This is a genomic window from Caulobacter sp. GW821-FHT05F04, from assembly GCF_059419665.1.
Window position 1 is genome coordinate 187,774 of sequence record NZ_JBWKSF010000006.1, and the last position, 24,740, is coordinate 212,513.

A 24,740-nucleotide genomic window follows, 5' to 3' on the forward strand; every position below is an offset into this window, starting at 1 on the left:
GATCCCATGACCGCTTCCAGCCCGGCCCTGGCCAAGGCCCGACGGACGATCTTCGACTACCGCGCGATCTGGCGCTGGCACTTCTATGCCGGGCTTTTCTGCGCGCCGTTCATCGTCGTCCTGGCGATCACCGGCTCGATCTATCTGTTCAAGCCCCAGGTCGAGGCCTGGCTGGATCGGCCCTATGACCACCTGACGCTGACGGGCAAGCCCGTCAGCGCCCAGGCCCAGGTCGACGCCGCCCTCAAGGCCGTGCCCGGTTCGCGTCTGCGCACCTACGAGGTGCGGCGCGAGGCCGACGACGCCGCCCGCGTGGTGGTGGGCCGGAAGGGCGAGAACATCCTTGTCTATGTTCACCCTGAGACGTTGCAGGTGCTGAAGGTGATCAACGAGAGCGATCGCCTGATGGACATCGACAAGACCATCCATGGCGAGCTGCTGATGGGCGACAACGGCTCGATCCTGGTCGAGCTGGCCGCCTGCTGGGCCATCGTCATGGTGGTCACCGGCCTCTATCTATGGTGGCCGCGGCAGGCCCAGGGCCTGGGCGGAGTGCTCTATCCGCGCCTGGGGCGCGGCTCAAAGCTGTTCTGGCGCGACATCCACGCGGTGACCGGCGTGTGGATCTCCAGTTTGGTATTGTTCCTGCTGCTGACCGGCCTGCCTTGGGCCAAGGTCTGGGGCGACAGCCTCAAGGAGGTCCGCAAGCTGACTGGCACGGCGGTGGCCAAGCAGGACTGGTCCAATGGCCGCGCCGGCGAGAAGGCCGAACGCAAGGCGATCGACGCCGCCGCCGGGTCCGAACATGCCGGACACATGGCCGGCATGGATATGGCTGGGATGGACATGGGCGGCATGGACATGTCGGCGATGTCCGTGGACGCGACGCCCGCCCTCGACCGCATGGCCGCGACGGTGCGGGCCATGGACCTGCCGCCGCCCGTGCTGATCGCGCCGCCGTCCGGCAGGAAGGGCCGCAACGCCTCGCCCGACTGGACCGCGCGGTCGGATACGCCCAACCGGCCCCAGCGCGTGACCCTGACGCTCGATCCCGACACGGCCCAGGTTGTCCGTACCGAGACGTTCTCCAGCCGACATCCGATCGACAAGGTGATCGGCTACGGCATCGCCGCCCATGAAGGCCAGCTGTTTGGCTGGGTGAACCAGCTGCTGGGCGTTCTGGCGGCTCTGGGCCTGATCACCCTCAGCATCAGCGGCCTGGTCATCTGGTGGCGTCGGCGGCCGGATGGTCAGTTGGGCGCGCCGCCGGCCTTGCCGGAAGGCCGCATCGCCGCGGGCGTCGGCGTGCTGATCGTCGTGTTCGGCGTTCTGCTGCCGGTGCTGGGGATCTCGATGATCGCCATCGCTCTGATCGAGCGCCTGGCGCTGCGGCGCATCCCCGGCGTGCGCCATTGGCTGGGTCTGCGTTCAGCGGGGGGAGGGACATGAACGTTCATCTCCAACGGACGCCGGCCTTGGCTTGATGGTCGCGCCGAACGGGAGCTTGGCGCGGAGCCCGACCCTCGGGCACGGCCCGAAATTTTTCTCCGATCCGATGGAATAAAACGCGCTGGGGCGGCGTCTCACGTTCAATGCGCGCCATCGAACGCCGAACTGGAGATCACCCTTGCCTCGCGTCCCAAGCTCTTCGAACCCCCTCTGGACGCCGATCCTCGTCGCGGCGAGCCTGGGCTGGGCCGCGCCGCTGGCGGCAAGCACCCTGGCCGAAAGCTTCATGTCGGAGAATGACGCGGCCATGAGCAGGATGATGGCCGCCATGGACATCAAGCCGACCGGCGACGTGGACCGCGACTTCGTCGAGATGATGATCCCCCACCACCAAGGCGGCATCGACATGGCGGTCGCCGAGCTGCGCTACGGCAAGAACGAGCAACTGCGCCGCGTGGCCCAGGAGATCATCGTCGAGCAACAGCAGGAGATCGCCGCCATGCGATTGGCGCTGGGCGATCCGCTGCCGCCGGCCGTCGCCGCGCCGACCGGGCCGCCGCCCGCCACGCCTCATGCCCACGCCGCTCCCGCCCGGGATCACTAGGATGAAGACCTCACTCTTCGGGCTGTCCATCCTGGCCGCCAGCGCCCTTTGCGCCGCCGCCTTCGCCGGCCAGGCCCCCGGCAAGGCCGGCGCCGCCGACATCGCCATCAGCCACCGCGACCGCGTCTACGCCGCCGAGCAGTTCTCCAACACCGTGTCGGTCACCGATCCGGTCGACAACAAGCTCTTGGGCGTGATCCGACTGGGCGATCCGTCGCCGGGCAATTTCAGTCCACTCTACAGGGGCCAGGTGCTGGTGCACGGCATGGGCTTCTCGCCCGACCATAGGACGTTGGCGGTGGTGTCGATCGGCTCCAACGCGGTGACCTTCATCGACACCGCCACCAACGCGGTCAAGCACACCACCTATGTCGGCCGCGCCCCGCACGAGGCGTTCTTCACGCCCGACGGCAAAGAAGTGTGGGTGACGGTCCGCGGCGAGAACTATGTCGCGGTTCTCGACGGGACGACCTTCGAGGAGAAGAGCCGCATCGTCACCGCGGCGGGGCCGGGCATGACGATCTTTTCGCCCGACGGCCAGTACGGCTATGTCTGTTCATCGTTCAATCCCGAGACCGCCGTGATCCGTGTGGCCGACCATCAGGTCGTCGGCAAGGTGGTCCAGCCCAGCCCGTTCTGCCCCAACATCGCCGCCTCGCCGGACGGCCAGCAGGTATGGTTCACCCTCAAGGACGTGGGCAAGGTTGTGGCCTTCAACGCCCGGCCGCCGTTCAACATCCTGAACGTCATCGACACCGGCCCGATCACCAACCACGTCAATTTCGTCCGCAACGCCAAAGGGCAGTTCGCCTATGTGACGATCGGCGGCCTCAACCAGGTTCAGGTCTTCCGCACCGACGACTTCAGTAGGATCGCCACCATCCCTGTCGGCAAGCTGCCGCACGGGATCTGGCCGTCGGGCGACGGAACGCGCGTCTATGTGGGTCTTGAGAACGCCGATGAACTGGCGGTGATCGACACCGTCGACAACAAGGTGATCGCCAACGTCCCGATCGGCCAGGCCCCCCAGGCGCTGACCTATGTCCCGAACGCCGTGCCCGAGGGGCCTGGCGTTCAGAACCTGCAGCCGCTGGGCGCCGCCGGACAAGCCGCCCACCTGACCCTGGCGGCCGTCGGCGGCCCTGCGGGTTCCGCGCCGACCAGCGTCAGCCTGTTCGACCAGGGCCTGATCCAGGTCGTGCAGGCCTCGGTTACGGGCCTAGCGCCCAAGTCCCCCTATGTGCTGGCCCTGTCGGACCAGGCGGACGGGGGCGGTGCGCTGCAGCCGCTGGCCAACTTCATGACCAATCCGGCCGGCTCGGCGATCGTCAACGCCATCGGCCCCATCCGGCAGTTGGTCCAGGCTAGCCAACCCGACCAGCGGCGCTACCTTGTGATCGCGGCTGGCGGGCCGGGCGCGCCCGGCGCGCCGGTGCAAGTCCAGGCCCCGTGAGGCTTTGGGCGAGGGCGTCACCATGGACAACATGATCGCTCTGATCGAGCCGTCGATCCCCAGCCTGCGACGCTATGCGCGCTCTCTGGTGCGCGACACGTCGGAGGCCGATGATCTTGTCCAGGACTGCCTCGAACGCGCCATCCGTCGCTGGGGACAACGACGCGGGCATAGCGATACGCGAAGCTGGCTGTTTTCGATCCTGCATAATCTGGCGATCAGCCGCTGGCGGCGAATCCAGCGGCAAGGGCGGCATATGGCGATCGACGACGCCACGGACGCGGCCCTGTCCCAGCCCGCGAACCAATCCGACGGAATGGATCATGCCGATCTGATACGCGCCCTTGCGGACCTGTCGCCTGATGATCGTGCGGTGCTCCTGCTGGTCGGCGTCGAACAACTGACCTATGCCCAAACCGCCGCGGTGTTGGGTGTTCCGATCGGCACGGTGATGTCCCGGCTCTCCAGGGCGCGCGAACGCCTGGCCCGACGCATCGCCGCCCCTGTTATCACCACCCAACGCGCACACCTGCGGAGGATCAAATGAGCGCGCCTCGTCCGATCAGCGAAGATGACCTGCAGGCCTATGTCGATCGGGTCTTGGACGATGGCCGCCGGGCGGAGGTCGCGGACTATTTGCGCCTTCACCCCGAGACGGCGCGTCGGATCGAGGGCTACATCGCCCAGCGCGACGCTCTTCGGATCGCGCTTGCGCCGATCGTCGAGGAGCCGATCCCGCCGGAACTGGGCGTTCGCGCCCTGGCCGAAGCTCGACGCGTGCGCTTGATGATCTGGCGCCCCGCCGTGGCGGCCGCGATGCTGCTCTGTCTAGGCGGCGTGGGCGGATGGGCGGCGCGCGCGGTGTTCGCGCCCCCGGTCAATGGCGTTGGCGCGCTGGCGCGCGAGGCGGCCGACAATTATCGCGTCTACGCGTCCGACGTTCATCGCCCTGTCGAGATGGGGTCAGCGCAAAAGGCCGACCTGGTTCGCTGGGTTTCGAGCCGCCTGCATAGCCCGGTCGAGGTCCCCGATTTGCAGTCGGCTGGTTACCGGTTCATCGGTGGTCGCCTGGTGACGACGCCGCATGGTCCAGCCGCCATGTTCCTCTACGAGGACGGCGCCGGTGAGCGGTTGGCGGTGATGGTCCGACCGATGAAGGTGCAGAAGAACACCGCCATGTCGGAGCGGAGCGATGGCGGCCTGGGCGGCGTTTCCTGGGCGACCGACGGCGTCGGCTACAGCCTCGTCGCGCCGACCGCGCCAAAGTCACTCCATCCCCTCGCCAACGAAGTGCGTAGGCAGGCGGAGGCGGTGATCTGATCATTGGCGGCTTGCCGTCCGGTCTGCCTGGAAGCGCAAGGACCCGACATCCGCCGACGCGGCCTACCGGGCGCCTTGCGTCTACCTTGCATGGATGACGCCGTCGGCGCCGCTGATCCTGGTCGGGACCTCTTGATCGCGCGCGCCGGCGAGGACTAGGTCTCGCCGGTCAGGTCCCGCCGAACCTTTTCAAGCTCCTCGGCATAGCGCCGCGTGGCGTGGGCCTCCGACACCAGGCCGATCACCCGCCGCTCGGCGTCGACCACGGCCAACTCGTCGGCCTCGGTGCTGTCGAACGCGCGCATCACGTCCTTGATCGACTGGTCCGGCGTCAGGGCCGCGTCTGGATTGACCGCCAGCACCGAGACCGGTCGCTCGTCGCCGCCAGGGTCGGCATAGGCCAGGGCGGTGACGATCATCCCGGCGTAGTGTTCGGCCTCGTCGACCATCACCACCCGCCGCGTCGAGCCGAGTGGAAAGCGACGGCGAAACTCCGCCAAGGTCGTCGCCGACGACGTGGTCTGCACGTCCTTGCGCATCATCCGGCCCGCCGTCAGCGGCCGCAGCCAGCTGACGTCATGGGCGCTGCGGATGGTCTCGCCGCGCAGGTGCAGCCGCCAGGTCGAGAAGGAATAGCCGAAGGTTTCGCGCACGATGGTGCTGGCGATCAGCGAGGCCACCAGAGCCGCGGCCGTGACCGAAAAGTCGCGTGTCGCCTCCAGGACGAGGAACGACATGGTCAAGGGGCCGCCGACCACGGCCACCGCCAAGGCCGCCATGCCCACCAGGGCCGCCACGGTCGGATCCAAGCCGGGCAACCACGGGGCCAGTACGGACAGGGCCGAAAAGATCTGTCCGATCAGAGCGCCCAGGAAGAGCGAAGCGAAGAAGAGGCCGCCCCGAAAGCCAAAGCTCAAGGACAGCACCGAGGCCAGGGCCTTGAGGACCACGAGCATCAACAGCGTCTTGAGGCCAAGGTCCGAGATCAGGTCCAGATGCAATGCTCCGTGTCCGGACGATAGGATCTGGGGCGTGATCATCGCCAGGCCCGCCAGCGCCACGCCCCCCGCGGCGGGGCGCCACCCCCGCGGCAGGCCGCTGCGCGCCACGCCACGCTCGGCCAGGGCCACCAGACGCATCAGGCCTATGCCGAACGCCGCGCAGACCAGACCCAAGAGCGCGTAAAGGCCATAGTCGAGCCAGGACTGAATCGCCGGCGTCGTGGTTCGCAGCAGATAGGGAATAGCGCCCATACGGCCCGCCACCAGCGCCGCGGCCAGGGCCGCGGCGGCGACCGGCGCCAGGTTGGCGACGGTATAGGCCCCGATGACGATCTCGAACGCGTAGAAGGCGCCGGTGAGGGGGGCGCCGAACGCCGCGGCGATGGCCGCGCCCGCGCCGGTCCCCACCAGGGTGCGCATGTCGGCGCGGCGCAGGTTGAGCTTCTGGCCCGCGAACGAGGCGACGGCTGCTCCGGCCTGGGCATAGGCCGCCTCCAGTCCCACCGAGGCGCCAAAGCCGTTGGAGATCAGGGTCTGGACACAGATAAAGGCGCTGTCCTTCAGCGACAGGCGACCACCGTGGAGCGCGTTGGCCTCGACCGGGTCGACCGCCGGTCGCGGTCGATAGGTCAGCCAAGCCCAGGTCAGCAGGCCAAGCACCAGCCCGCCCAGCGGAATCGACAGCACACGCCAGGGCGCGATGGCGCTCTGGGCGCTCAGTCGCTCATCCAGATTGATGCCGAACAGCAGCCCTTGCAGGCCGTGGGCGAGCTTGGCTTGCAACACCGCCAGCGCCCCCGCCGCCGCGCCGATCAGGACCGCCACCGCGATCAGCCACAGTTCGCTGGAGCGGGTGCGTCGACGCAGCCAGCCCAGCCAGCGGGTCGCGGAGGGGGCGGGCAGTGGGAGTGGCAGGGGCATGACGGGCTCGACAAGCGGCGGATCGGCAAACCCAAGCCGCGCCGGACGCGCCCACGGGGATCCGTGAGCGGCTTGCCAGGCCTCATAACCGGCGTAAGTTCTACTAACGCACTGCGTAGACGGTGTGGGAAGACCTCGTCAATGAGGCTGGGAGGCAGGGCGCGAGGAGCCCCCAAGAGTCCGGAGGGGGCTTTGGCCTCGACGAGGCGCCGAACTTGGCGCGGTCGATCAGGGTGCAGGCCGAACGCGCCCAAACACGGGAGCGGCTCCCTTTGTGCCAAGTCTGACTTACAATGGGGCCTTCTGGCGCATGACGTTTCGGCGCTGTCATGAAGCCGTCCGGGCTCTGTCTTAAAGCTTGGTCGCGTTAGGCCGTGGAGGCGGATCTTGCGAGCACACCGGTTGGGATGCCTTGGCGTCCACGCGGCGAACCTGGCCCTGGTGGCCGCGGGCTTCACGGCGCGTTGGGCGCTCGATCCCGTGTTCGGCGCCAATCATGCCTATACCGTCTTTTATCCCGTCGTCCTGGTCAGCGCCTATGTGCTGGGCGCCAGGCCCGCCGTGATCGCCGCGGTTCTGTCGGCGGCGATCGGCTATTTGCGCTTCACCCGGCCCGAGCTCGAGATCAAGGCGGATCTGGACTCGCTGACCTCGCTGCTGTTCTTCGCCACGACCTCGGCGGTGGCGATCTATTTCATCACCGGCATGGCGCGCGCGATGGCGGCGACCAAGGCCGCCCAGGCCCAGGCCGAGGAACTGGCTCAGGCCCACGCCGGCCTTTTTGGCGAGCTGAACGAGCGGGTGACCAACCATCTGCAGCTGGTCGCGGCGATCTTGCAGCTTCAGGCGCGCGACGAGCCCGACAAGGCCGTGGCGCGCGCCTTGGCCGAGGCCTCGGCCCGCACGATGCTGATTTCCAAGACCCATCGCAGTTTCTCTGGCGAACCTAGCGATCTGCTCGACTTCGACGCCTTCGCCCGTCAGTTGCTCGACGCCACCCTGTCGGCGCGCGAGCACCCGCCCGTGCGCATCGAGTTCGAGCGCGGCGGACTATGGCTTTCGACCGAGCAGGCTACCTCCGTGGCCTTGGTGCTGCTGGAGTGTCTCAATGTCCGCCTAGCCGCCGACGATCCGGGCCTCATGCGCATCAGCCTGCGCGGCGATCGCGGCATGGGCAAGCTGCGGATCACCGAGATCGAACGCCCGCTCGACCCGCTCGCGGCGGCTGGCGGGGACACGGCCATGATCCAGGCCATGGTCGAACAGCTGCGGGGCCGCTTCAGCTCGCGCAGCGCCGCCGAGGGGCGCGTCTCGGAGCTGACCTTTCCGCTGGAAGGCGGCGCTCACGGCCTGCGCGAGGCGCTATCGACCCTGCACTAGCAGGGGGATTCGGTTCGAACCATTGTAAGTTCAACTTCCGGCGTTAGACTCAAAAGCCATGTCAGGCAGACCACCGCCCTTTACCGCCCTGCGCGCCGTCGAGGCCGCCTCGCGCCACCGCAGCTTCACCTCGGCGGCGCGCGAGTTACAGATCACCCACAGCGCGGTCAGTCAGTCGATCCGCCGGCTTGAGCTGGATCTCGGCACGCGTCTGTTCGAGCGCAAGGGCGGGGCCATGGAGCCGTCCTCGGCGGCCCTGCGCCTGGCCCAGACCTATTCGGAGGCTCAGGAATCGCTGAGCCGGGCCATGCGCGAGGTGCTGGGCTCGCAAGCCGGCGCGGTTCTGGGGATCGCCATGCCGGCGGTCCTGGGGCGGCTGTGGTTCTCGGCCAAGATCGCTCGGCTCAACGAGGCCTTGCCCGACGTCGAGGTGCAGGTCTCAACCCGCGAAGGCGGGGAGGGCGCGGACATTGCCCTGGCCTGGAGTTCGAAGGCGGTCAAGGGCGCTCTGTGTGAACTTTCCTACCTGCCGCTGTGTGCGCCGGCCTTGGCCGCCAAGCTCGATGTGGCCCAGCCGAAGGCCTTGCTCCGCTCACCGCTGATCGCCGACGCGCCCGACAGCTGGGGTCTATGGGCGGCGCGCTGGGCGCCGAGCGCCAAGGCCCCGCGCGTCCATCTCTTCGACGATCCGGCCATGGCTCTGGACGCGGCGGTTCAAGGCGGCGGCATCGTGCTCAGCAACGTGTTCGCCGCCGAATCCTATCTGGCCTCCGGACGCCTGGCGGCCTTGGGCCTGGAAGTCTCGGCCGGACAGTGGCTGACGGCGCGCGTCCAGGCCTCGCCGGAAACCGCCGAGGCGGCCGAGCGGTTCGTCATGTGGCTACGCCTGGAACTGCGCCGCAGCCAGGCCCTGGCCCAAGGCCACGCGCCGCGCGGCGAATGATTGTTCGTTAGGTGAACTTACTTCGCGTCGCGTGACTGTTATATTTTCCGTCTAAGTCCCAATCTGGAGGCGGCGCCTCTGCTGGCGCCCGAGGAGATGACGGATGTTGAAGACGCTCGCGGCCGCCCTGGGTGTGGCCCTTCTGGCCGGCACGGCCGTTCAAGCCGGTGACATTTCGGGCGCCGGCGCCACCTTTCCCGCGCCGGTCTACGCCAAGTGGGCCGAGACCTATAAGGCTCAGACGGGCGCGGGCCTGAACTACCAGGCCATCGGATCGGGCGGCGGCATCAAGCAAATCAAGGCCAAGACCGTGGCCTTCGGCGCGTCGGACAAGCCGCTGAAACCCGAAGAACTGAATGGCGCGGGCCTGATGCAGTTCCCCACCGTGATGGGCGGCGTGGTGCCGGTCGTGAACCTGCCAGGCGTCAATCCCGGCCAGCTGCATCTGACCGGCTCGGTCCTGGCCGACATCTATATGGGCGCGATCACCAAGTGGAACGATCCGCGCATCGCCGGCGCCAACAAGGGCGTCAAGCTGCCGGCCCTGCCGATCACCGTCGTCCACCGCTCGGACGGTTCGGGCACCTCGTTCCTCTTCACCTCGTACCTGTCGATGAAGAGCCCGGCCTGGCAATCGAAGGTCGGCGCCAGCGACTCGGTGCAGTGGCCCGTCGGCCTGGGCGGCAAGGGCAATGACGGTGTCTCGGCCTTCGTCAAGCAGACGATCGGCGCGATCGGCTATGTCGAATACGCCTACGCCAAGCAGAACAAGGCCACCTACGTGCTGGTGCAGAACAAGGCCGGCCAGTTCCCGGCTCCGACCGCGGCCAACTTCGCCGCCGCCGCCGCCGGCGCCGATTGGGCCAAGGCCCCGGGCAACTATCTGCTGCTGCTGGACGAGCCGGGCGCCAAGTCCTGGCCGATCACCGGCGCGACCTTCATCCTGGTCTACAAGAAGCAGGACGACGCGGCTCAAGGCCAGTCGGTGCTGAAGTTCTTCGACTGGGCCTACAAGAACGGCGACGGCGCGGCCGGCGCGCTCGACTACGTGCCCATGCCCGCTTCGGTGAAGGCCATGATGCGCAAGCAGTGGGCCGCGATGGTCAAGGGGCCGGACGGCAAGCCCGTCTACGTCTCCAAGTAAGCCTCAGACCTCAACCTTCTGCCGGGCGGGAGACCTGCGCTCCCGCCCATTTCCTTTAGCGGAAACCCATGGCCGACATCCCCCTGACCGCGCCAAGGCCGAGCAGAGCCGCCTCCAAGGGCGCCTGGTTCGACCCGATCTTCCAGTTCGCCTGTCTGTCGGCCGCCACCTTGCTGCTGGCGGCATTGGGCGGCATCATCGTGTCGCTGGTGATCGGCGGCTGGCCGGCCCTTCACAAGTTTGGCCTGGGCTTCTTCACCAGCACGACCTGGAACCCGGTGACCGAGGTCTACGGCGCGGCCGGACCGATCGCCGGCACCGTGATCACCTCGGCCCTGGCCCTCTTGCTCGCTCTGCCGATCGCCCTGGGCGTCTCGGTCTTCCTCGTCGAGTTCTGCCCCAAGCGCCTGGCCCAACCCATCGCCATCGCCGTGGAGCTGCTCGCGGGCATCCCGTCGATCGTCTACGGCATGTGGGGCCTCTTCGTGCTGGCGCCTTGGTTTGCCCTGCACGTCCAGCTACCGCTGATGATGAACGTCCCGACTGGTTCGATCTGGGAGAAGCTGTTTTACGGCGTGCCCAACGGGGCCAACATCTTCACCGCCTCCCTGATCCTTGGCGTGATGATCCTGCCCTATATGGCGGCGGTGTTTCGCGAGCTCTTCCTGACCGTGCCGGCCCAGGTGCGCGAAAGCGCCTACGGCATCGGCTGCACGCCGTTCGAGGTCATCCGGTCGGTGACCATTCCCTATGTGCGAAGCGGCATGGTCGGGGTGGTTATGTTGGGCCTGGGTCGCGCCCTGGGCGAGACCATGGCGGTGACCTTCATCATCGGCAACGCCCACGGCCTGCCCCAATCGCTGTTCGACAGCGGCTCGACCCTGGCCTCGACCATCGCCAACGAGTTCACCGAAGCCACCGGCGAGTTGCACACCGCGGCCCTGACGGCGCTCGGCCTGGTTTTGTTCGTCATCACCTTCGGCGTGTTGGCCATCGCCCGGGCGCTGCTGTTGCGCCAACGCTACGACTGAGGGCCGCCATGAGGTTCGACCGCGCCTTCCGTCGCAAAGCCGCCAACTCCATTTTCGTCGCGCTCTGCGCCCTGGCCACGATGCTGGCGCTGGCCGCGCTTGGCCTGATCATGTGGTCGCTGCTCAAGCAGGGCTTGGGCGGGATCAATCTGAACGTCTTCACCCGCGACACGCCCGCGCCCGGCTCGCTGGGCGGCCTGCGTAACGCCATCGTCGGCTCGATCATGATGTGCGCGGTGGCCATGATCATCGCGCTCGTCGTCGGGATCCTGGCGGGCACCTGGCTGGCCGAATACGGCGGGGCGACGCCCTACGGCCATGCGGTGCGCTTCCTGAACGACGTCCTCTTGTCCGCGCCGTCGATCCTGGTGGGCCTGTTTGTCTATGAGCTGGTCGTTCGGCCGTTCCACGGCTTCTCGGGACTGGCCGGGGGCGTCGCTCTGGCTCTGATCGCCGCGCCGGTGGTCACCCGCACCACCGAGGATATCCTGCGGCTTCAGCCCAACGCACTGCGCGAGGCGGGGGTCGCCCTGGGCGCGGCGCGTTGGGTGACCATCCGCAAGATCATCTGGCGCGGGGCGAGAGGAGGGCTGCTGACTGGCGGACTCCTGGCCTTCGCCCGGATCAGCGGCGAGACCGCGCCACTGCTGTTCACCGCCCTCAACAACCAGTTCTTCGCCCTGGACATGACCAAGCCCACGGCCAGCTTGCCGGCGGTGATCTTCCAGTACGCGCTCAGCGCCTATGACGATTGGCGCGCCCTGGCCTGGGGCGGGGCCCTGCTCATCGCCCTCACCGTGCTCTCGATCAACATCATCGGCCGCGTGATCATCGCGCGGGGGAACACCCGCCCATGACCAAGCCCTTCCAAACCGACACCCTGGCGCACATCCTCGAGCCGGCCGCCGACAGCGTCGCCCTGCGCGCCAAGGGCCTGGACTTCTTCTATGGCAAGACCCAGGCGCTGTTCGGCGTCGACCTGCCCATCGTGCGCAATCAGGTCACCGCCCTGATCGGTCCCTCGGGTTGCGGCAAGTCCACCCTGCTGCGGACCTTCAACCGCATGTACGACCTCTATCCGGGCCAGCGCGCGGTCGGGATGATCGACCACGAGGGCGAGAACCTGCTGGCGGTCAAGGACATCGCCAGGCTGCGCTCGCGCATCGGCATGGTGTTCCAGAAGCCGACGCCGTTCCCGATGTCGATCTACGACAATGTCGCCTTCGGCGTGCGCCTCTATGAGAGCAAGAGCCGCAAGGACATGGACGGGGTGGTCGAAAAGGCCCTGCGCCGGGCGGCCCTGTGGGACGAGGTGAAGGACAAGCTCCACGCCTCGGGCCTTTCCCTGTCAGGCGGCCAGCAGCAGCGCCTGTGCGTGGCGCGCGGCATCGCCGTCGAGCCGGAGATCCTGCTGCTGGACGAACCGGCCTCGGCCCTGGATCCGATCTCGACCGCCAAGCTGGAACAGACGATTGGCGAGCTGAAGAGCGACTTCACCATCGTCATCGTCACCCACAACCTGGGCCAGGCCGCGCGGATCTCCGACAACACCGGCTTCATGTACCTGGGCCGGATGGTGGAGTTCGCCGCCACCTCGGACATGTTCATGAAACCGATGGCCCAGGAGACCCAGGACTACATCGGCGGGCGGTTCGGCTAGAGCCCTTTAGCTTTAGACGGACTCATCTGAAGCGTTCAAAAGGGCTCTAAATGTTTGATTCTAGAGCCTGTTTATCCCGTTTAGATGGTTCCATCTAAACGGGACAGGCTCTAGGCGCTGTCGCCGGGAGAGCCGCCGCTGGAAGGGATGCGGATCGTCAGGCCTCGATGGTCACGGGTGCGCGCCGAGCGTGATCCGCTGCTCGGATACGCCGGCGTTGGCGGTCTTGGCGTCCGTGGCGACGACGCGCAAGACATAGCGGCCCGGCGGAAGCTTCGGTGCGGTCGCGGCGTACTCGCCTGTGCGTCCGGTGAAGGTCAGGGGAATGTCGGCGGCGGGACGACCGTTCTTCATCAGCCGCGCTTGGACTGCATAGTTCGCCGCGTCCCAGAGGCCGCCGCTTTCGATGGGGCAGCCGCACATCAGGGAGACTTTCGCCGTCAGGGTCACCAGACCGTCGGCCGAGGTCTTGGCGTTGGGTTCGACGACAAGGCCTGGCAGGGTGAGGATCCAGCCCTCGCCCAGGACATCACGGCCCGGAATGATCCAGAGGCTGGAGGTGACCAGGATTGAGGATCCCGGCTTGCCCATCGGGCCCGTGGCCTCGGCCCGCACCAAGGTCGGCGCCTTCAGGTCCAGCACCGCTTCGAAGCCGGCGGTCGCCGCGTCGGTCACGCTGTCCCCGCGCACCCTGGGCGCGCGCATCATCCGCTGGGTGTCGCCCGTGCCGCCCTTGGTCAGGCCCTTGGCCAGAACCGCGCCGGTGCGCGCGTCCTTCAGCGTGATCGCGACCCCGCCCATATGGTCGCCGATAAACTTGGCGTCGAGCGCCTGGGCCCGGACCATGACGCGGGTCGGCTCGGCCCGGACGGCCAGGGGCGCGACGAGGAGAAGAGCTGCGACGAGGGCGAGAAGCTTGGACATGGCGCGGGTCATACGGCGTTGAGGGGGATCTTCAGATAGCGCACGCCATTGTCCTCCGGTTCGGGAAAATGGCCGCCGCGCATGTTGACCTGCACCGAGGGCAGGATCAGCCTGGGCATGTCCAGGGTCCGGTCACGCGCCTGGCGCAGCGCCACGAACTGGGCCTGGCTGACACCCGCGTGGACGTGGATGTTCTCGCGCCGCTGCGCGCCGATCGTGGTTTCCCAGGCAAAGGCGTCGCGGCCGGGGGCCTTGTAGTCATGGCACAGGAACACGCGGGCCTTATCGGGGAGCGCCAGCAGGCGCTGGATCGAGGCGAACAAGGTCGCCGCGTCGCCGCCGGGAAAGTCGCAGCGCGCCGTGCCGTAGTCGGGCATGAACAGGGTGTCGCCGACGAAGATCGCGTCGCCGATGACATAGGCCATGCAGGCGGGCGTGTGGCCGGGCACGTGCAGGGCGATGGCGCTCAGGCCGCCGATCGAAAATGCCTCGCCGTCCTGGAACAGGTGGTCGAACTGACGGCCATCGCGTGCGAAGTCGGGCCCCGCGTTGAAAAGTTTTCCGAACGTCTCCTGAACGCGAACGATCTTCTCCCCGATCGCCAGACGACCGCCCAGAGCGTCCTGCAGATAGGGCGCGGCGGACAGGTGATCGGCGTGAGCGTGGGTCTCCAACTGCCAGACGACATCCAGCCCCTGTTCCCTGACATAGGCAATCAGGGCGTCGGCCGAGCGCTCGCTTGTCCGGCCCGAGGCCGGGTCATAGTCCAGAACACTGTCGATGATGGCGCAGGCCGATGTGCCGGGATCACGAACCACATAGCTGACCGTGAAGGTCGCCTCGTCGAAGAAGGCTTGCACCTGCGGCCTCGAGCCGGGCGCGGCCAGCGCCGCATCGATGATGGTCGCCGCCTTGGCCACGGCGACGTCGGGCGGTGGGATCGGTTCGCGCATCACAGACCTTCAGGCTCCGGCATCGACAAACTATTTATATGCGAATATATGAATATACAAGTCCCGTCGGATTGGCGCACATGTCCCTGTTCATGATCGTATCGGCATTGCTGAGCGGCGCGCTCGTCGGCGCGCTGCTGGGCCTTTTCGGCGGCGGCGGCTCGGTGCTGGCGACGCCGCTTCTGCTCTATGTCGTCGGCATCCATGATCCGCACGTGGCGATCGGCACCTCGGCCGCGGCGGTCGCGGTCAACGCCGGGATGAACCTGGTGGGTCATGGCCGGGGAGGGCGGGTCAAGTGGCCCTGCGCGAGCGTGTTCGCCGGCGCGGGCCTGATCGGCTCGTTCCTGGGCTCGACCCTGGCCAAGGCGATCGACGGCCAGCGGCTGCTGCTGGGGTTCGCCGTGGCGATGGCGGCGATCGCGCTGTCGATGATGCGTCGCCCCAAGTCTCAAGGCGATCCTCTGGTCCACATAACCCCCGGGCTGATGCTGAAGCTGGCGCCGCTGGGTCTGCTGACGGGGCTGGCCGCCGGATTCTTCGGGATCGGCGGCGGGTTCCTGATCGTGCCGGGGCTGATGGCGGCGACCGGCATGACCTTGGCCAACGCCACGGCCTCGTCCCTCCTGTCGGTGTCGCTGTTCGGTGCGGCGACTTCACTGAACTACGCCGCCTCGGGCCTGATCAACTGGCCTGTCGCGGGCCTTTTCGTCTTGGGCGGCCTGGCGGGCGGCGCCGGGGGCGTGCGCGGCGCGGCCCTGCTGGCCACTCACGCCCTGACGGCGCGCAGACTCTTCGCCTGCCTGGTGCTGGCGGTCGCGGCCTATGTCGCCTGGAAAGCCTTGCGCGGCTGAAGCCCGGAAAGGGCGGCGGTCACTGTAAATATGCGTAATTGCGCAAATAATAACATAAGCGTACCTGCCCGCCTCAGAGGGTCATGGACCCCCGGACCAGAGGATTGTGAGTCATGGATATGGGTGTCGTCGAGCTGTCTCGACTGCAGTTCGCCCTGACGGCGATGTACCATTTTCTCTTCGTGCCGCTGACCCTGGGGCTGTCATTCCTCCTGGTCATCATGGAGAGCATCTATGTGATGACCAATCGCCCGATCTGGCGGACCATCACCCGGTTCTGGGCGACCATTTTCGGCGTCAACTTCGTGCTCGGGGTCGCAACCGGCCTGACCATGGAGTTCGAGTTCGGGACCAACTGGGCCTACTACTCCCACTATGTCGGCGACATCTTCGGCGCGCCGCTGGCGATCGAGGGCCTGATGGCCTTCTTCCTGGAGGCCACCTTCATCGGCCTGATGTTCTTTGGCTGGGAGAAGCTCTCAAAGCGGGGCCACCTGCTGGTCACCTTCATGGTGGCCCTGGGCTCCAACCTCTCGGCGCTGTGGATCCTGGTCGCCAACGGCTGGATGCAAAACCCCGTCGGCGCCGCGTTCAATCCCGACACCATGCGCATGGAAGTCACCAGCTTTCGCGAGGTGCTGTTCAATCCCGTCGCCCAGGCCAAGTTCGTCCACACCGTCAGCGCGGGCTATGTCACCGCGTCGGTCTTCGTGCTGGGCGTGTCGGCGATCCTGCTGCTGCGGGGCAAGTGGCCGGCGGTCGCCCGCCGCTCGTTCGCCGTGGCGTCGGCCTTTGGCCTGGCCTCGGCCCTGTCGGTCGTCGTGCTGGGCGACGAGAGCGGCTATGCCCTGACCGACAACCAGAAAATGAAGCTCGCGGCCCTCGAGGCCATGTGGGAGACCGAGCCCGCACCCGCCGGCCTGACGGCGTTTGGCATTCCCAGCCTGGCCGAGCGCAGGACCCACGCCGAGGTCAAGATCCCCTATGTTCTGGGGCTGATCGCGACCCGCAGTCTCGACAAGCCCGTCGCGGGGATTTTCGAGCTGGTCGCCGTCGCCGAAACCCGCGTCGAGAGCGGGGTCCAGGCCTATGACGCGCTTGAGCGCCTGAAGGTCTCGCCCGAGGACAAGGCCGCGCGCGGCCAATTCGAATTGCACCGCCGCGATCTTGGCCATGGGCTGCTGCTCAAGCGCTATGTCGCGGACCCGCGCAAGGCGGATGCTGCGACCATCCGCAAGGCCGCTTGGGACACCGTGCCTAATGTGCCGGTGATGTTCTGGGCGTTCCGGGCCATGGCCGGCATCGGTTTCCTGCAGGTGGCGGTGTTCGCGGCCGCCTTCGTCCTGACGGCGCTGCGCCGCTGCGAGACCCGGTGGATCCTCTGGACCGCGGTGCTGATCATGCCTTTGCCGTGGATCGCCGCTGAAGCTGGCTGGATGCTGGCCGAGCTGGGGCGCCAGCCCTGGGCGGTCGAAGGGGTGCTGCCCACCTTCCTGGGCGCCTCCAGCCTGACGGTCGCCCAGCTGTGGACCACCATCGTCGGCTTCACCCTGCTCTATGGCGCGCTCGCCATCGTCGAGGTCGGGCTGATCATCCGCACGATCAAGCGTGGGCCTTACGCCCACCATGAGGAGCCCGACGCCGTGACCGACGACCTTCGCCTCGCCGTGGCCGAATAAGGAGCTCGACCGATGGATCTGCCTCTCGACTACGCCACCTTGCGGATCATCTGGTGGGCCCTGATGGGCGTGCTGCTGATCGGCTTTACACTGACGGATGGCTTTGACTTGGGCGTCGCGGCCCTGCTGCCCTTCGTCGCCCGCGATGATCGCGAGCGCCGAATGGTCATCAACACCATCGGCGCGACCTGGGAAGGCAACCAAGTCTGGTTCATTCTGGGCGGGGGCGCGATCTTCGCGGCCTGGCCGTTCGTCTACGCGGTCAGCTTCTCGGGCTTCTATCTGGCGATGTTCGCCGTCCTGGCCGCGCTGATCCTGCGGCCCGTCGGCTTCAAATACCGCTCCAAGCGGCCCGACCGGCGCTGGCGCTCGGCCTGGGATTGGGCGCTGTTCATTGGCGGCTTCGTCCCGGCCCTGGTCTTTGGCGTCGCGGTCGGAAACGTCCTGCAGGGCGTGCCCTTCCGGTTCGACAGCGATTTGCGCGTCGCCTACGAGGGCTCGTTCCTGGGACTGTTCACGCCCTTCACCCTGGTCTGCGGCCTGTTGTCCGTGGCCATGGTGGTGACCCATGGCGCGGCCTGGCTGACCATCAAGGCCGAGTATGGGGCGGTGCGGGACCGCGCTCGCCTCATCGGCTCGATCGCGGCCCTGGCGAGCCTGGCCCTCTTCGCGGTGGGTTACCTGTTCGTGGCCTTCGCCGGCCTGGGCTTCCGTCTAGATGGCGCGGTCAATATGGCGGGCCCGTCCAACCCCCTGCGCGCCGTCGCCGTGGCCGCGCCGGGCGCCTGGCTGGCAGGCTATCAGGCCCATCGCTGGATGGTGCTGGCTCCTGTGCTGGGCTTCGTCGGCGCGGCCATGGCCTTCTTCGGCATTCGCCGGGGCCGGGAATGGCCGGCTTTCGCCGGCTCGTCGCTTTCGGCCCTGGGGATCATCTCGACCGTCGGCCTGTCGATGTTCCCGTTCATCCTGCCCAGCAGCCTTGATCCGCGCTCCAGCCTGACGGTTTGGAACGCCTCGTCCAGCCACCTGACGCTGTTCGTCATGCTGCTGATGACGGTGGTCTTCCTGCCGCTGATCCTGGCCTATACGGCCTTCGTCTACAAAGTCCTATGGGGACGCTCGTCGGTGGCGGCCCTGTCCAGCAACCCCGACCTTTACTGAAGAGGAGCCTGATCCATGTGGTATTTCACCTGGGTGCTGGGCCTTGGCCTGGCCGTCGCCTTCGGCGTCCTCAACGGCGTGTGGTTTGAGTTCCACATGGTCGACGGCGGCGACGAAGGGCAGGACGAGGCCTGATCGCCAAGGGCCGCTTACGGCGGCGATCTCAAAGTCGCGAGATCGCCCGTCCGCGAGAGCTCGGTTTGGCGACAGGGGCGCGCTTGCGACGCGCGCCATCGACAGAGACCGGACCGCCGCCGCGCACATAGATGAAATAGAGCGCGCCCAGAATCGCGAACCCCTCAAGCCGCGGGGCGAGGGGATCGGAGGCAAAGATCGTCGCTACGGCGCCGGGCAGGATGGTCACGCTCCAGACAACCGCCAGCAGCAGCGCGGACAGTCGCGTCCATAGTCCCGCCGCGAGACTCCCGCCCAGGACCATGAGGCTCGCGCCGGTCAATTGCGTGACGGGCTCGCCGGACTGGGTCAATCGCCCGACGCCCGCGCCGATGACCGCCAGCCCGACCAAACCCCGGAAAATGGTATCGGCCGACAGCGCCATCCAGCGCGGCCGGGGCAGGGCGTCGTTGAGCGCGGTCAGCATGGCGATCTCTCCTGGGCGATGGGCCCAGGATGGGACGGCGTCGCGCGGCGATCAGGACTTAGCCTTGTCGCGATAGACGTCGCAAAGGGTTTCCAGCACGCGCACCGCGAGATGGACCGAAGCCTCGCGGTCGATACGACCGCAGAGGATCAGCGGGCGTGCGCTCAGGCGAGTTTAAGCGTCATTGGAAGTCGACCTAGACCTTGCCGGACCCATCCGGAGACGCTGGCTGGGACTCCAACGCGGCGATGAATGCGGCCACCGCCCGACTGGTCGAGCGCGCCCGGTGGGTCAGCATCTTGAAACGTCGGGCGGGCAGGGGCCAGGGCAACCGCGCGATCGCGCCTGTCCGCAGCCGGCTCGCGGCGGCCAGCTCGGAGACGGCCGTAACCAGGTGGGTTTGCTCGATCGCTTCCAACGCCGCCTCGTTGGACGGCAATTCCAGGCAGATTCGGAGGTGATCTGGCCTGACGCCGGATTGGGCCAAGCCGGCGGTCAAGTGGTCTCGGGTCCCCGACCCCTGGTCGCGCATGACCCACATCGCGGCCTCGAGATCCTGTCGGGTCGGTAGCCGCCCGACCAACGGATGGTCCGGGGATACAAAGAGCCCGATCTGATCGCCGCCGATCTCCGTGCCGCGGAGCAGATCCTCTTCGATGTCGCCTTCGACAAAGGCCAGATCGGCCTTGCCCTGCAAGACCATGGCGGCGGCCTGGGCGGAGTTGCCGACCGTCAGGCTCAGATGAATGTTGGGCGCTTGGGTCACGAACCTGGCCATCCGGGGCGGCAACCAGAAACTCGCCACCGTTTGGCTCGCGGCGATCCGCACCTCGCCGCGCGCCAAGCCCGACAAGTCGTCGAGCAATTGACGCGCGCGATCAGCCTGGCCGAGCACCGCGACGGCTTGCGGCAGGAACAGCCTGCCCGCCTCGGTGAGTTCCAGGCGTCGGCCGACCCGGTCGAAAAGGCGTGAGGCGTAACGCTCCTCAAGGGTCGCGATGGCCGCGCTGACCGCCGGCTGCGACAGGTGCAGTCGCTCGGCCGCGCGGGTCATGCTGAGCAGCTCGCCGGCGGCGACGAAGATCCGAAGCTGATCCAGGGTCATTGCATAAGCATTGCTTATGCTATTTCAAAAATCAATCGATTGGAGTTCTGACAGCCGAGCAGCGAGGTTCGGGCCATGCTCATCTCGCGCCAAGCCAAGTCCCTTGTTCCCGGTCTCCTGCTCACTGGCCTCGTCGCCGCTGGCGCGCTCGCGTTGGAAAGGTTCGAAGTCGGCTTGTCTGGCCGAGCCTGGCTGGAGGCTCTGGTGCTGGCGATCTTGGTCGGGGCGGGGGTGCGCACGTTCTGGGGAACCTCGCGGCGCACCGCTCCGGGGATCCGCTTCGCCGCCAAGACCCTGCTGGAGCTGGCCGTCGTCCTGATGGGAGCCGCGGTTAGTTTCAAGACTCTATCCTCGGTGGGCGCGCCTCTGGTGTTCGCCATTGTCGCGACCGTGGCGCTGGCGATCGCGACCAGCTTCCTCATCGGGCGTGCGATGGGACTTCCGGCCAAGATGGCCACACTTGTCGCGTGCGGAAACGCGATCTGCGGCAATTCGGCGATCGCGGCCGTCGCGCCGGTCATCGAGGCCAGGGATGAAGAGGTCGCCACCGCCATCGCCTTCACCGCCGTTCTTGGCGTGGTCGTGGTCATCGCCTTGCCGGTGCTGGCCCATGTCTTGGGTCTTTCTCCGGCGGCGGGCGGGGCCTTGGCCGGGCTGACGGTCTATGCGGTTCCCCAGGTCCTGGCCGCCGCCACGCCCATGGGGCAGGTCGCGGTGCAGTTGGGAACCCTGGTCAAGCTCGTCCGGGTCCTGATGTTGGGTCCGGTCGTCACGGTCCTGTCGGTCGTGACGGCCCGCAAAAGCCAGGGAGCCGACTTGGCGAGGCCCAGGATGGGCCTTGCACACCTACTACCGCCGTTCATCCTCGGCTTTCTGGGCTTGGCCGGACTCAACTCCGCCGGGCTGCTGCCCGCAGGCCTGACGGCTCGCGCCCACGAGGCCAGCCTTGGGCTGACGATCATGGCGATGGCGGCGCTGGGCCTAGGCGTGGATTTGCGCGATCTTCGCGCCGCGGGCCCGCGCGTGGTGTTCGTCGTCACGGCCTCGCTGCTGGTCTTGACGCTGATGGCCGTCGCGATGGTCAAGATCCTGAGTTTCAGCTGATCGAGAGGGCGTTGGCCGTATATGGAACGCACGAGCTGTGGCTCCTGCCGAAATGGCATTCGCGGTCGGGAAGGTCTGGTTCTTCTCGGGCCTTGGTAAGATCCGCTTTTGATGGAGCCAAAGCCCGCTGGCGCCTGAGTAGCTGATCACAATTCAAATAATGACATTAATATTATCTTGGAATACATAGTAATGCTAAAGCTACTTATTGCGATGGAAATTACTAATTGGGGTGACAAGCTGGGAACGATTGCAGCTATAAAATACTGGCGGGCCGTCAAGGTCGTCCTCAAACCTGAGTGGGAAAAGCAAGCGGCCTGATCGTCGCGCTGCAACGCGGCCGCTCGCCGATGATGATGTCGAAACTTCGATTGATAGTGCTCTGAAGAATATGGGCTTTCCCTGCCCTGGAATATTGCATTCCTCGTAATATTTCCGGAACTTTGAGCGCCTCGAAGTCTTCCCTAAGAACCTAAGGGAGCTTCTCGACATGATTAAAATTATGATGGGCGTCGCGGCCGCCGCGATGCTGTTGGCCGCTTGCGGCCAGAAGACAGCCGATAACCAGAAGGTCGATGGACCGGCCATGTCGGCCGCCGCCGCGCCGGGCAATGTCGCGGTCGACACCAAGCCGACCACCGGGGAGAGCGGTCCGACGCCGGGCGCCAGCTCCTACACCGAGGATCAGGCCCGCGCCGCCATCGAGAAGGCCGGCTACTCGGAACTAGGCCCCTTGAACCAGAACGCCAACGGCCTCTGGCAGGGCGAGGCCACCAAGGACGGCAAGAAGGTCAGCGTCTCGATCGACTACAAGGGCGCGATCACCGCGCTCTAGGTCTCGGCACGTCCTTCTCCTCGAAATCACATCACGCCCAGGACAATCATCATGAGCAAGACGATCACCCGGCTGTTCGACAGCCACACCCATGCCCTCGACGCGATCTCGGATCTGGAAACGCGTGGCATCGACCACGACAAGATCAGCCTCGTCTCCAACAACACGGAGAACTGGCATGACGGTCACAAACATGCCGGCTCCGAACGTGACGGCCCGCTGGGCGACCGCAACGGTGACGGCGAAAACGATGTCGCCGAGGGCGCCGGCAAGGGGGCCGCCACGGGGGGTCTATTCGGAGGCGGCGCCGGTCTGCTGGCGGGACTTGGCATGCTGGCCATTCCGGGTCTCGGCCCCGTCGTGGCGGCTGGCTGGCTGGCGGCGACGGCCGTGGGCGCGGCGGTTGGCGTCGTCGCTGGCGCGGCTACCGGCGGCCTGCTTGGCGCGCTGAAGGAAGCTGGCCACACCGACGAGGAAGCCAACGTCTATGCCGAGGGGGTCCGTCGCGGCGGCGCCTTGGTCAGCGTCAAGGCGCATGACGACGAAATCGCCACGGTCGAGGAGGTCCTGAACGCGCGTCGCGGCGTGGACGCCGCGGTGCGCGGGGACGCCTATCGCCAGAGCGGCTGGACGGCTTTCGATCCGGCGGCCACGCCCTATAGCACGGACGACATCGGCCGGGAGCGAGCGCTCTACGGTGAGCAGCGTTCCTTCGCGGCCGCCGATGATGTCGCTGTCGACGACGAGGTCCGCCGCACCGACCGTCCCGTGGTCGACCCAGCCCGCCGCGACTATTGATCGAAGCGCGGGGCGACCCGGATCATCGGGTCGCCGCGCGAAAGATGTGATCAGCCGTGATGTCACCTATTGCTGCGTCGCAGCATTATATTGCGACGCAGCATTTTCGCTGCGCCGATTAGGATGACGTCATGCCGGGCCTAGGTGATACGACCGCGATGCTGGCGCGGCTGCGTAAGGCGTCGCTGTTTAGCGCAGGAGACGGCGGCGACGCCCTCGAGCGCACCGAACACTTCGGCGCCAATCCCGGCCAGTTGACCATGCTGAGCCACCGACCAGAGCGTCTTGCGCCGGGCGCACCGTTGGTCGTCGTCCTGCATGGCTGCTCCCAGACCGCCGAGGCCTATACGGTCAATGCCGGGTGGACGGCCCTGGCCGAGCGCTTCGGGTTCATGGTCCTGGCGCCGCAGCAGTCATCGTCCAATAATCCCAACCGTTGCTTCAACTGGTTCTCGCCGGGCGATGTTCGGCGCGGTGAAGGGGAGGCCGCCTCGATCGCGGCGATGGTCAGTCACGCCGTGCGGGCCAACGATCTGGACGCCGACCGCGTCTTCGTCACGGGCCTTTCGGCGGGGGGCGCTATGGCCGCCGCGATGCTGGCGGTCTACCCCGAAGTCTTCGCTGGCGGCGCGGTGATCGCGGGCATCCCTTACGGTGTGGCGGGAAACGTGCAGCAAGCCTTGGGCGTGATGAGCCGGGCCGATGGCCGACCGCAAGCGGCCATGGGCGCGTTGGCGCCTCCGCGCACGGATGGCGAGGCGTTCCCACGCCTCTCGATCTGGCACGGCGACTCTGACGGGGTCGTGCGGCCTGGCAACGCCGACGATCTGGCTCAGCAATGGAGCGCGCTGCACGGCCTTTCGTCGGCGCCGCATCGCGTCGAAGCCTTGCCGTTCGGCACGCGCTCGATCTGGCGCTCCGCCAAGGGCGAGACGGTGCTGGAACTGAACATCGTGCGCGGCCTTGGGCACGGAACGCCGCTATCGACCAAGGCGGCGGATGATGTCGGCAAGGTCGCGCCCTACATGCTTGAAGCAGGCGTATCATCCTCGCTGGAGATCGTCCGGTTCTGGAAAATCGATGCGACGGGCGCCGATGCGGCGCATGTTCCCCGGTCTACGGCTTTGGATCGGAGAACGGTTGCGGGTCGCGTCGAGCGCCCTGACCTGGGGCAAAGCGTCATGCAGGCCCTGGTTCAGATTCCCACCGGCGTCCAGGACGTCATCGCCAAAGCGCTACGGACGGCGGGCCTGCTGAAGTAGAGGCAGGCAATTTGCGATCTTGCGTGGCTGGTTCGCTTTCGGAGCTTCCGCAAGGGCTGCGTCGACGCGCGCTCAAGCCGCGCAAGATGCGGAACAGGGCCCCAAGCGCACAGCGCGCCGCTGAGCACGGAACCTTGACCGTAGGCGCGCGCTATTGCGCCCATGACCGATCTCAACAGCGCCAGCCTCGCCGACATCACAGCGGCGGGCTTCGACCCCATGCTCGCACGCGAGGTGGGGTTCTGGCGGCCGTATCGGTCCTGGGAACAGGTACTGCTGGTCTGCGGCATGGATGAGCAGGCGCTGGACCGCTTTCGGGACCAAGGCTTCGAGATCGCCCCGCCCGACGATGCGGCCCTGGCGCCACCCAAGCCGTTCAAACTCTCTGCGGGCTGAGGCTCGGGCGCCTAGGACGAGCGCGATCTTGCACGCGCCGTGCGTCGTGGCGGCGGCCAGGCGCAGCCCCACTCGGCCTCCGACCTTGACGGTGCGGCCGGGCGCGCCGCTTCGCGTCGTCCTCGCACGCGATCTTATGCTGTGGCCCATGGACGCGCGTCC

Annotated in this window: 25 protein-coding genes; 20 read left to right on the forward strand and 5 right to left on the reverse strand. The window is 67.0% G+C overall.

Annotated features, from left to right (window positions below; translation table 11 throughout):
* The first annotated feature begins 6 nt into the window (after positions 1-6).
* The 5 genes from AC07R7_RS16985 (at position 7) to AC07R7_RS17005 (ending at position 4,826) form a co-directional block, all read left to right on the forward strand.
* Positions 7-1,449 carry a PepSY-associated TM helix domain-containing protein gene (locus AC07R7_RS16985; RefSeq protein ID WP_494635986.1) on the forward strand — a complete coding sequence of 481 codons (1,443 nt, stop codon included), beginning with the start codon at positions 7-9 and terminating at the stop codon, positions 1,447-1,449.
* Between the two features lie 178 nt (positions 1,450-1,627).
* The gene (locus AC07R7_RS16990) at positions 1,628-2,053 is read left to right on the forward strand and encodes a DUF305 domain-containing protein (RefSeq protein WP_494635987.1); all 426 of its coding nucleotides are present in this window, start codon (positions 1,628-1,630) and stop codon (positions 2,051-2,053) included.
* Between the two features lies 1 nt (position 2,054).
* Positions 2,055-3,506 carry a YncE family protein gene (locus AC07R7_RS16995; RefSeq protein WP_494635988.1) on the forward strand — a complete coding sequence of 484 codons (1,452 nt, stop codon included), beginning with the start codon at positions 2,055-2,057 and terminating at the stop codon, positions 3,504-3,506.
* Between the two features lie 22 nt (positions 3,507-3,528).
* The gene (locus tag AC07R7_RS17000; protein ID WP_494635989.1) at positions 3,529-4,053 is read left to right on the forward strand and encodes an RNA polymerase sigma factor; all 525 of its coding nucleotides are present in this window, start codon (positions 3,529-3,531) and stop codon (positions 4,051-4,053) included.
* Entirely contained in the window at positions 4,050-4,826 is a 777-nt protein-coding gene (locus tag AC07R7_RS17005; RefSeq protein WP_494635990.1) for an anti-sigma factor family protein, read from the forward strand. Before AC07R7_RS17000 ends, AC07R7_RS17005 begins: the two co-directional genes overlap by 4 nt.
* Positions 4,827-4,981: 155 nt before the next feature.
* On the opposite strand, the gene AC07R7_RS17010 is transcribed toward AC07R7_RS17005, so the two are convergent.
* The gene (locus AC07R7_RS17010; RefSeq protein ID WP_494635991.1) at positions 4,982-6,748 is read right to left on the reverse strand and encodes a chloride channel protein; all 1,767 of its coding nucleotides are present in this window, start codon (positions 6,746-6,748) and stop codon (positions 4,982-4,984) included.
* A gap of 387 nt (positions 6,749-7,135) precedes the next feature.
* Here AC07R7_RS17010 and AC07R7_RS17015 point away from each other — a divergent pair, with 387 nt between their 5' ends.
* The 6 genes from AC07R7_RS17015 to pstB all read left to right on the forward strand — a co-directional run bounded on the left by AC07R7_RS17015 (position 7,136) and on the right by pstB (position 12,906).
* Positions 7,136-8,128, forward strand: coding sequence for a DUF4118 domain-containing protein (locus tag AC07R7_RS17015; protein WP_494635992.1), 993 nt, complete (start codon positions 7,136-7,138; stop codon positions 8,126-8,128).
* A 58-nt stretch (positions 8,129-8,186) separates the two neighbouring features.
* Positions 8,187-9,071 (forward strand): LysR family transcriptional regulator, encoded by an 885-nt coding sequence (locus AC07R7_RS17020; RefSeq protein WP_494635993.1) that lies wholly within the window; start codon positions 8,187-8,189, stop codon positions 9,069-9,071.
* Positions 9,072-9,174: 103 nt separating this feature from the next.
* Positions 9,175-10,215, forward strand: a complete 1,041-nt coding sequence (gene pstS / locus AC07R7_RS17025) for a phosphate ABC transporter substrate-binding protein PstS (RefSeq protein WP_494635994.1) — start codon at positions 9,175-9,177, stop codon at positions 10,213-10,215.
* A 68-nt stretch (positions 10,216-10,283) separates the two neighbouring features.
* Complete coding sequence (pstC, locus tag AC07R7_RS17030; protein WP_494635995.1) at positions 10,284-11,246, forward strand: phosphate ABC transporter permease subunit PstC; 963 nt, start codon at positions 10,284-10,286, stop codon at positions 11,244-11,246.
* Positions 11,247-11,254: 8 nt separating this feature from the next.
* Entirely contained in the window at positions 11,255-12,103 is an 849-nt protein-coding gene (gene pstA / locus AC07R7_RS17035; protein ID WP_494635996.1) for a phosphate ABC transporter permease PstA, read from the forward strand.
* Positions 12,100-12,906 (forward strand): phosphate ABC transporter ATP-binding protein PstB, encoded by an 807-nt coding sequence (pstB, locus tag AC07R7_RS17040; RefSeq protein WP_494635997.1) that lies wholly within the window; start codon positions 12,100-12,102, stop codon positions 12,904-12,906. The genes pstA and pstB overlap by 4 nt, the downstream gene beginning before the upstream one ends.
* Before the next feature lie 171 nt (positions 12,907-13,077).
* On the opposite strand, the gene AC07R7_RS17045 is transcribed toward pstB, so the two are convergent.
* Both AC07R7_RS17045 and AC07R7_RS17050 read right to left on the reverse strand, forming a co-directional pair.
* A complete protein-coding gene (locus AC07R7_RS17045) occupies positions 13,078-13,830 on the reverse strand; it encodes a hypothetical protein (protein ID WP_494635998.1) in 753 nt (250 codons plus the stop codon).
* Positions 13,831-13,838: 8 nt separating this feature from the next.
* Positions 13,839-14,783, reverse strand: a complete 945-nt coding sequence (locus tag AC07R7_RS17050) for an MBL fold metallo-hydrolase (RefSeq protein WP_494635999.1) — start codon at positions 14,781-14,783, stop codon at positions 13,839-13,841.
* Between the two features lie 80 nt (positions 14,784-14,863).
* Between AC07R7_RS17050 and AC07R7_RS17055 the strand changes: the two genes are divergently transcribed.
* The 4 genes from AC07R7_RS17055 to cydX all read left to right on the forward strand — a co-directional run bounded on the left by AC07R7_RS17055 (position 14,864) and on the right by cydX (position 18,612).
* Positions 14,864-15,637 (forward strand): sulfite exporter TauE/SafE family protein, encoded by a 774-nt coding sequence (locus tag AC07R7_RS17055; RefSeq protein WP_492839412.1) that lies wholly within the window; start codon positions 14,864-14,866, stop codon positions 15,635-15,637.
* A gap of 113 nt (positions 15,638-15,750) precedes the next feature.
* A complete protein-coding gene (locus tag AC07R7_RS17060) occupies positions 15,751-17,316 on the forward strand; it encodes a cytochrome ubiquinol oxidase subunit I (RefSeq protein WP_492884157.1) in 1,566 nt (521 codons plus the stop codon).
* A gap of 12 nt (positions 17,317-17,328) precedes the next feature.
* Positions 17,329-18,477: a cytochrome d ubiquinol oxidase subunit II gene (gene cydB / locus AC07R7_RS17065; protein WP_492884159.1), complete on the forward strand. Its 1,149-nt coding sequence runs from the start codon at positions 17,329-17,331 to the stop codon at positions 18,475-18,477.
* A 15-nt stretch (positions 18,478-18,492) separates the two neighbouring features.
* Complete coding sequence (gene cydX / locus AC07R7_RS17070; protein ID WP_492884161.1) at positions 18,493-18,612, forward strand: cytochrome bd-I oxidase subunit CydX; 120 nt, start codon at positions 18,493-18,495, stop codon at positions 18,610-18,612.
* A gap of 28 nt (positions 18,613-18,640) precedes the next feature.
* Here the strand turns inward: cydX and AC07R7_RS17075 are convergent, their stop codons facing one another.
* Both AC07R7_RS17075 and AC07R7_RS17080 read right to left on the reverse strand, forming a co-directional pair.
* Positions 18,641-19,078 (reverse strand): hypothetical protein, encoded by a 438-nt coding sequence (locus AC07R7_RS17075; protein WP_492884163.1) that lies wholly within the window; start codon positions 19,076-19,078, stop codon positions 18,641-18,643.
* A 196-nt stretch (positions 19,079-19,274) separates the two neighbouring features.
* Complete coding sequence (locus AC07R7_RS17080; protein WP_492884165.1) at positions 19,275-20,183, reverse strand: LysR family transcriptional regulator; 909 nt, start codon at positions 20,181-20,183, stop codon at positions 19,275-19,277.
* 75 nt (positions 20,184-20,258) lie between these two features.
* Here AC07R7_RS17080 and AC07R7_RS17085 point away from each other — a divergent pair, with 75 nt between their 5' ends.
* The 5 genes from AC07R7_RS17085 to AC07R7_RS17105 all read left to right on the forward strand — a co-directional run bounded on the left by AC07R7_RS17085 (position 20,259) and on the right by AC07R7_RS17105 (position 24,578).
* On the forward strand, positions 20,259-21,287 hold the full coding sequence (locus AC07R7_RS17085; protein WP_492884167.1) for a YeiH family protein: 1,029 nt from the start codon (positions 20,259-20,261) through the stop codon (positions 21,285-21,287).
* Positions 21,288-21,777: 490 nt separating this feature from the next.
* On the forward strand, positions 21,778-22,122 hold the full coding sequence (locus AC07R7_RS17090) for a hypothetical protein (RefSeq protein ID WP_492884171.1): 345 nt from the start codon (positions 21,778-21,780) through the stop codon (positions 22,120-22,122).
* Between the two features lie 51 nt (positions 22,123-22,173).
* Positions 22,174-22,920 carry a hypothetical protein gene (locus AC07R7_RS17095; RefSeq protein ID WP_494636000.1) on the forward strand — a complete coding sequence of 249 codons (747 nt, stop codon included), beginning with the start codon at positions 22,174-22,176 and terminating at the stop codon, positions 22,918-22,920.
* A 131-nt stretch (positions 22,921-23,051) separates the two neighbouring features.
* Positions 23,052-24,182, forward strand: a complete 1,131-nt coding sequence (locus tag AC07R7_RS17100; protein ID WP_494636001.1) for an extracellular catalytic domain type 1 short-chain-length polyhydroxyalkanoate depolymerase — start codon at positions 23,052-23,054, stop codon at positions 24,180-24,182.
* A 162-nt stretch (positions 24,183-24,344) separates the two neighbouring features.
* Positions 24,345-24,578 carry a hypothetical protein gene (locus AC07R7_RS17105; protein WP_494636002.1) on the forward strand — a complete coding sequence of 78 codons (234 nt, stop codon included), beginning with the start codon at positions 24,345-24,347 and terminating at the stop codon, positions 24,576-24,578.
* Positions 24,579-24,740 lie beyond the last annotated feature (162 nt).